Raw genomic sequence first — 917 nt, 5'->3', positions numbered from 1 at the left:
GGCTAATTCTAGGATTGTTGTTTGCTGGCGTTCTGACTGTCATTCTCTTGCAAATCGTTTGGTCATTGAGTCCACTAACTAAACTGCAAAAAGAGCTGGCAGAGCTCAAAGCTGGAAATAAAAAGAGTTTAGAAGAAACTTATCCGATAGAGATTTCGCCACGTATTTTAGCCCTCAACGCTCTTCTTTTCCATTATCAGTAGTTACTGGAGCGTGCGCGTAACCACGCGGGTAATTTGTCACACGCACTTAAAACGCCGCTATCTGTGTTAAAAAATGAAGTGCAAACGCTAGAGCCCAAAACGCAAGCCCGCTTAAACGCCCCACTCAACCAGATTCAAGATCACATCGACTATCATTTAGGTCGCGCTCGAATGGCGGGTTCCATGAACATCCTTTCTGTCAAAGCCAATCCAGCAGAGCGAGTGGATGCTATCTCAATGGCGTTCGATAAAGTCTATGCCGAGCGAGACATCACCTTAGTTAATGAGCTTGATTCTGAGTTGAATGTTGCAGTCGAAAAAACCGACCTCGACGAAATGATCGGTAACTTGCTTGAAAATGGCTATAAATGGGCAAATAGCATGATTCGCGTCCACTCTACTCAGGATAAGGATAGTATCCACCTGATTATCGAAGACGATGGGCCTGGAATCCCTCAAGCGCAATTAGGCCAAGTCATCAAACGTGGTGTCAGATTAGACGAAACAACGCCAGGTTCTGGGCTCGGTTTAAATATTGTGAGTGAAATGGCGCACAGCTATCGAGGCCTACTGGCTTTAGAAAAGAGCAAAATGGGTGGTTTAAAAGCCACATTAACGTTGCACCGTAGCCGTACTTAAAACAAATCACGAAAGACTCTTTTTCATCGGTAAACGCTAATCAAACCGATGAAAATAGAAGCGATACGAGCATTT

General features: G+C 44.4%; 1 pseudogene. It reads left to right on the top strand.

Annotation, left to right across the window (positions count from 1 at the left end):
- A pseudogene (locus R7R78_RS24930) lies at positions 1 to 842 on the top strand (ATP-binding protein); the annotation flags it as partial.
- Between the last annotated feature and the right edge of the window lie 75 nt (positions 843 to 917).

It is taken from the genome of Vibrio sp. 2134-1, from assembly GCF_033339495.1.
This window is presented reverse-complemented; position numbering and strand designations above follow the sequence as displayed.